Genomic DNA, 5,631 nt, shown 5'->3' on the forward strand with positions numbered 1-5,631 from the left:
GCCACAAAAAAGCCCCAGTTACGGGGCTTCTAGGGTGTTTCAGCGAAGGTCTGAGACCTTGTGAAAACATCAGATGGTGCGGACGGAGAGACTCGAACTCTCACACCTTGCGGCGCCAGAACCTAAATCTGGTGTGTCTACCAATTTCACCACGTCCGCAAACTTCTAAACGAAAACGCCAGGCTGCGCCTGGCGTTTCGGAATATGGGGTGGACGATGGGGCTCGAACCCACGACCGCAGGAGCCACAATCCTGTGCTCTACCAACTGAGCTACGCCCACCATATCGCATCACTTGTACCAACCGGAATGGCGCACCCGGCAGGACTCGAACCTGCGACCATCCGCTTAGAAGGCGGATGCTCTATCCAACTGAGCTACGGGCGCTTTTATCTGCATTCGATCAGAGCGCAGACTTCAAGCTCCGGCCAATGAAGGGGTTGTCCCTCAAAAGCCGTCTTACCCAGCAGCAAGCTGTGCTCGACAAGCGGGGCGAATCTTAATGGCCTGCCTTCACATCGTCAACAGCAAAACCAAAAAAATTTCAGCCTGGTAAAGGAGTTACGGGAATCCTCTCCCGTGTCGCCTTTGCCGAACGGTGCCGTCGTGCGAGAATGCGCGTCCTTTTTCAGTCCTTCTCGATGGTTAACCACGCGTCATGACCGCAAAACTGATCGACGGTAAACAGATCGCTGCCAATATCCGCCAGCAAATCGCGGGCCGAGTTGCCGAGCGATCCAAGCAAGGTTTACGAGTCCCTGGCCTGGCAGTGATTCTCGTGGGCATGGACCCGGCCTCTCAGGTCTATGTGGCGCACAAGCGCAGGGATTGCGAGGAGGTGGGGTTCAAGTCCACCGCTCATGACCTGCCCGCTTCCACCAGCCAGGATGAACTGCTGGGATTGATCGATCAGCTTAATGACGACCCGTCGATTGATGGCATTCTCGTGCAGCTACCATTGCCTAAGCATCTGGATGCATCGCAACTGCTCGAACGTATTCGCCCCGACAAGGATGTGGATGGTTTCCATCCCTACAACATTGGCCGTCTCGCTCAGCGCATGCCGCTGCTCCGCCCCTGTACGCCGAAAGGCATCATGGCATTGCTTGATAGCACTGGCGTCGATCTGCATGGCCTAAACGCGGTTGTGGTGGGTGCGTCCAACATCGTCGGCAGGCCCATGGCGCTTGAGTTATTGCTGGCAGGCTGCACGACCACCGTCACCCATCGCTTTACGCATGACCTGGCCGATCACGTCAAACGTGCCGATTTGATCGTGGTCGCAACAGGCATCACCGGTCTGGTCAAAGGTGAATGGATAAAGAAAGGCGCCATCGTGATCGACGTCGGCATCAATCGGCAAGCCGACGGCAAGCTCGCCGGTGATGTGGAGTTCGATGTCGCCGTGCAACGCGCTAGCTGGATTACGCCAGTGCCAGGCGGTGTAGGTCCGATGACCCGGGCTTGTCTGCTGGAAAACACGTTGCATGCCGCTGAACATCTGCACGGTTAAGCTACGCAGCGACTGCGACCAAGGCAAACAATACGCAAAACGGCACCCTCGGGTGCCGTTTTGTTTACCGGTACAGTCCACTACCTCTTCTGCTCCCAAGACTTGATCAGTTCGTCATAGTTGGCGGTCTGCCCCTGGGGCTTTTCATCTTGCAGTTTGGGCTTCGGCGCACCAGGTTGGCTCAGCCAATACTCGGGATCCCGCGGCTCGTTCAACTTCGGTCCGCACTCAGGTTGCACGTTAGCTCGTTCCAGCCGCGCCATCATGGTGTCCTGCGCTTCGGCAAGACCGTCCAGAGCCTCCTGAGGGGTCTTGTCGCCACTGGCTGCTTCGGCGATGTACTGCCACCAGAGCTGTGCGAGACGCGGATAATCCGGCACATTGGTTCCGGTCGGCGTCCACTGCACTCGCGCCGGGCTGCGGTAAAACTCTACCAGACCACCCGTTTTGGCGCAGCCTCGGTCATGGCGTCTGAGTTGATATCCGACTCACGGATCGGGGTAAGCCCCACCAGGGTCTTTTTCAGCGACACGGTTTTCGCCATACGGTGAACTGCGCGTAGAGCCATGCAGCCAGACGGCGCTGCTCCGGAGTCGAATTTAGGAAGGTCCAGGATCCTGCATCTGGATAGCCTAACTTAAAAACTGACGTGCGGCGTTAGCAGCGGATACGAGCTACTCGCCAAGACGCCAGGTCGTGCCGCCCTTCCCATCTTCAAGCACCACACCCATAGCCGTCAGTTGATCGCGAATCCGATCGGATTCAGCCCAGTTCTTATCGGCGCGAGCCTGAAGGCGTGCGGCAACCAGTGCTTCCACCTGAGCGACATCCACCTTGCCCTCGACCCCGGCTTGCAAGAATGTGTCGGGATCCATCTGCAATATGCCGAGCACGCTGGCCAGCGCTTTGAGCTGCGCTGCAAGGCCGGACGCAGCCTGCATATCCGTATCGCGTAGACGGTTGATCTCGCGAACCATTTCGAACAGCACCGCGCACGCTTCGGGTGAATTGAAGTCGTCATCCATTGCCTCGCCGAAGCGAGCCACGAACGTATCGCCACCCTGAGCGGTGGCCTCAGGCAGACCTCTGAGTGCGGTATAGAAGCGCTCAAGGGCGCCCTTGGCTTCTTTCAAACTGTCTTCGGAATAGTTGATCGGGCTGCGGTAGTGGCTTGAGACCAGCAAATAGCGCACCACTTCCGGATGGTATTTTTCCAGCACTTCGCGAATGGTGAAGAAGTTGCCCAGCGATTTGGACATCTTCTCACCATCAACCCGGACGGCCCCGGCGTGCATCCAGGCATTGGCGTACAGCTTGCCGGTTGCTGCTTCACTCTGTGCGATCTCATTCTCATGATGCGGAAATACCAGGTCAGGGCCGCCGCCATGAATGTCGAAGGTCTCACCCAGGCAGCAGGTTGACATGACCGAGCACTCGATGTGCCAGCCCGGACGCCCTGCGCCCCAAGGCGACCCCCAACTCGGCTCTCCCGGTTTGGCGGCCTTCCATAGGACGAAATCCAACGGATCCTCTTTGGCCTCGTCGACCTCGATTCGCGCGCCAATCTTGAGGTCCTCTATCTTGCGCCGCGACAGCTTGCCGTAGCCGACGAACTTGCCAACCCGGTAGTACACGTCGCCATTGCCCGGTGCGTAGGCAAAGCCCTTGTCGATCAATGTCTGGATCATGCTGTGCATGCCCGCAATATGGTCGGTGGCGCGAGGCTCGATATCCGGCCGTAGCACATTGAGCCGTGCCTCGTCCTCATGCATGGCAGCGATCATGCGCCCGGTCAGCGCCTCGAACGACTCGCCATTTTCCTGGGCTCGCCGGATGATCTTGTCGTCGATGTCAGTGATGTTGCGCACATAAGTCAATTCGTAGCCACGCTGGCGCAACCAGCGCGAAACGATGTCGAATGCCACCATGACGCGTGCATGACCGATATGACAGAAGTCATAAACGGTCATGCCGCAGACGTACATGCGCACCTGATTAGCGATCAGAGGCTTGAGCGGCTCCTTGGTTTTGGTCAGCGTGTTGTAAATCGCCACGGCCATTACTGGCCTCCCCAGGAATCACGCAGCGTCACGGTACGGTTGAACACCATTGCACCGGGCCGGCTGTCTTTGCGATCGACACAGAAATAGCCTTCGCGCTCGAACTGAAAGCGATCCTCAGCTTGCGCCGCGGCCAGCGACGGCTCGGCGCGGCAACCCTTCAACACCACCAGCGACTCCGGGTTGATATTGTCCAGGAAGCTACCGCCATCTTCGTCGTTCTCGGGATTGGCCGAGCGGAACAGACGATCGTACAAACGCACTTCGCACTCGACGCTCTCAGCAGCCGGCACCCAGTGAATGACGCCTTTGACCTTGCGACCCTCAGGATTCTTGCCCAGCGTGTTCTCGTCGTAGGAGCAGCGCAGCTCAACAATGGTGCCCTGCTCGTCCTTGACCGCTTCATCCGCCCGAATCACATAGCTGCCACGTAGGCGCACTTCCCCACCCGGAATCAGGCGTTTGAACCCGGCCGGAGGTACTTCTTCGAAATCGGTGGCATCGATATAAATCTCCCGCGAGAACGGCAGCTGGCGCACGCCCATGTCCTGCTTCGGATGACGAGGCAGTTCGAGCCTCTCGGTCTGGTCTTCGGGATAGTTGGTGATGACCACTTTCAACGGCTTGAGAACGCACATGGCACGCGGGGCAGTGGCGTCCAGGTCTTCGCGGATGGCGAACTCGAGCATGCCCACATCCACTACACCGCCGGCGCGATTGACCCCGATCATATCGCAGAATGTACGAATCGATGCCGGCGTGTAGCCACGACGACGGTAGCCGCTGAGCGTCGACATGCGTGGATCATCCCAGCCACTGACATGTTTTTCGTCCACGAGCTGCTTGAGCTTGCGCTTGCTGGTGATGGTGTAGTTGAGGTTAAGCCGCGCGAATTCGTACTGACGCGGACGTGCCGGAACCGGTAGGTTTTCCAGGAACCACTCGTAGAGCGGACGGTGGTCTTCGAACTCAAGGGTGCAGATCGAGTGCGTGACGCCTTCGATGGCATCCGACTGACCATGGGTGAAGTCATAACTTGGATAGATGCACCAATCGTTTCCGGTCTGGTGATGATGCGCATGGCGAATCCGATAGAGGATCGGGTCGCGAAGATTCATGTTTGGCGAGGCCATATCGATTTTGGCCCGGAGCGCCTTTGCGCCGTCCGGAAACTCGCCAGCTTTCATCCGCGCGAACAGGTCCAGGTTTTCTTCCATGGAACGGTCGCGGAACGGACTGTTCTTGCCCGGTTCGGTCAGGCTGCCGCGGTATTTTCGGGCCTGCTCGGAGGTCAGGTCGCAGACGTAAGCCTTGCCCGCTTTGATCAGCTCGACGGCCCAGTCATGCAGCTGCGAAAAATAATTGGAGGCATAACGCTCCTCCCCGGCCCACTCGAAGCCGAGCCACTGGACATCGTTTTTGATTGCATCGATGTATTCCTGGTCTTCTTTCGCCGGATTTGTATCGTCGAAACGGAGATTGCACTCGCCACCAAATTCTTTCGCCAGGCCGAAGTTCAGGCAGATCGACTTGGCATGACCGATGTGCAGGTAGCCATTGGGCTCCGGTGGAAAGCGCGTCACGATCTTCGCGTGCTTGCCTGATTGCAGGTCGGCCTGAACGATCGGGCGGAGAAAATTTGTGGCTGCGGTAGGCTCAGGCTTGCTCATGGTGTCCTTAACGATCTGCGAGTGCGCGCCTCAGGGTAGGCCCGCCAAATGTCGGGTAGGGACAGGCCACTACTGGCCCGTCCCCCCCTAAGAACCGTACGTGCGGCTTTGACCGCATACGGCTCAAGTTTACGAAAAGTCAGCTGATGGCTGACCGGCAACAATGGCGCGTGATCTTAACATTCCAGACCACCGTATCGCAGAGCTACCTTTGCACGCTGACTATGCACCAGCGCATGACAGTTGGGATGAAGCAGCACACGATTTCCCAGAGTATCCGGCCCGCCGTCCACCCGCCTGATGACGTGATGGTCGTGCCAACCGGTTTCCTTGCTGATCGCATGCCCGCACAGGGCACAAAGTCCCTTCTGTCTGCGAAAGATGCTGAG

4 protein-coding genes, 3 tRNA genes and 1 pseudogene are annotated in these 5,631 nt (G+C 58.1%); 1 reads left to right on the forward strand and 7 read right to left on the reverse strand.

Annotated elements, in window-relative coordinates:
• Positions 1-74: 74 nt before the first annotated feature.
• From NA637_RS23785 to NA637_RS23795, 3 genes are all read right to left on the reverse strand, one after another.
• Positions 75-159 (reverse strand) — tRNA-Leu (locus NA637_RS23785).
• Between the two features lie 46 nt (positions 160-205).
• A tRNA-His gene (locus tag NA637_RS23790) sits at positions 206-281 on the reverse strand.
• 28 nt (positions 282-309) lie between these two features.
• Positions 310-386: transfer RNA gene (locus NA637_RS23795), tRNA-Arg, on the reverse strand.
• A 271-nt stretch (positions 387-657) separates the two neighbouring features.
• Here NA637_RS23795 and folD point away from each other — a divergent pair.
• On the forward strand, positions 658-1,512 hold the full coding sequence (folD, locus tag NA637_RS23800; protein WP_256074956.1) for a bifunctional methylenetetrahydrofolate dehydrogenase/methenyltetrahydrofolate cyclohydrolase FolD: 855 nt from the start codon (positions 658-660) through the stop codon (positions 1,510-1,512).
• An 80-nt stretch (positions 1,513-1,592) separates the two neighbouring features.
• Here the strand turns inward: folD and NA637_RS23805 are convergent.
• From NA637_RS23805 to NA637_RS23820, 4 genes and pseudogenes are all read right to left on the reverse strand, one after another.
• Positions 1,593-2,151 (reverse strand): annotated as a pseudogene (locus NA637_RS23805) (carbohydrate ABC transporter substrate-binding protein); the annotation flags it as partial.
• A 35-nt stretch (positions 2,152-2,186) separates the two neighbouring features.
• A complete protein-coding gene (cysS, locus tag NA637_RS23810; protein ID WP_256074957.1) occupies positions 2,187-3,572 on the reverse strand; it encodes a cysteine--tRNA ligase in 1,386 nt (461 codons plus the stop codon).
• Positions 3,572-5,242 (reverse strand): glutamine--tRNA ligase/YqeY domain fusion protein, encoded by a 1,671-nt coding sequence (locus NA637_RS23815; protein ID WP_256074958.1) that lies wholly within the window; start codon positions 5,240-5,242, stop codon positions 3,572-3,574. Before NA637_RS23815 ends, cysS begins: the two co-directional genes overlap by 1 nt.
• Positions 5,243-5,418: 176 nt before the next feature.
• On the reverse strand, positions 5,419-5,631 hold a 213-nt coding region (locus NA637_RS23820), incomplete at its 5' end, for an HNH endonuclease (protein WP_256074959.1).

It is taken from the genome of Stutzerimonas stutzeri, from assembly GCF_024448935.1.
In the GTDB taxonomy this organism is placed as follows: Bacteria; Pseudomonadota; Gammaproteobacteria; order Pseudomonadales; family Pseudomonadaceae; genus Stutzerimonas; species Stutzerimonas stutzeri_AO.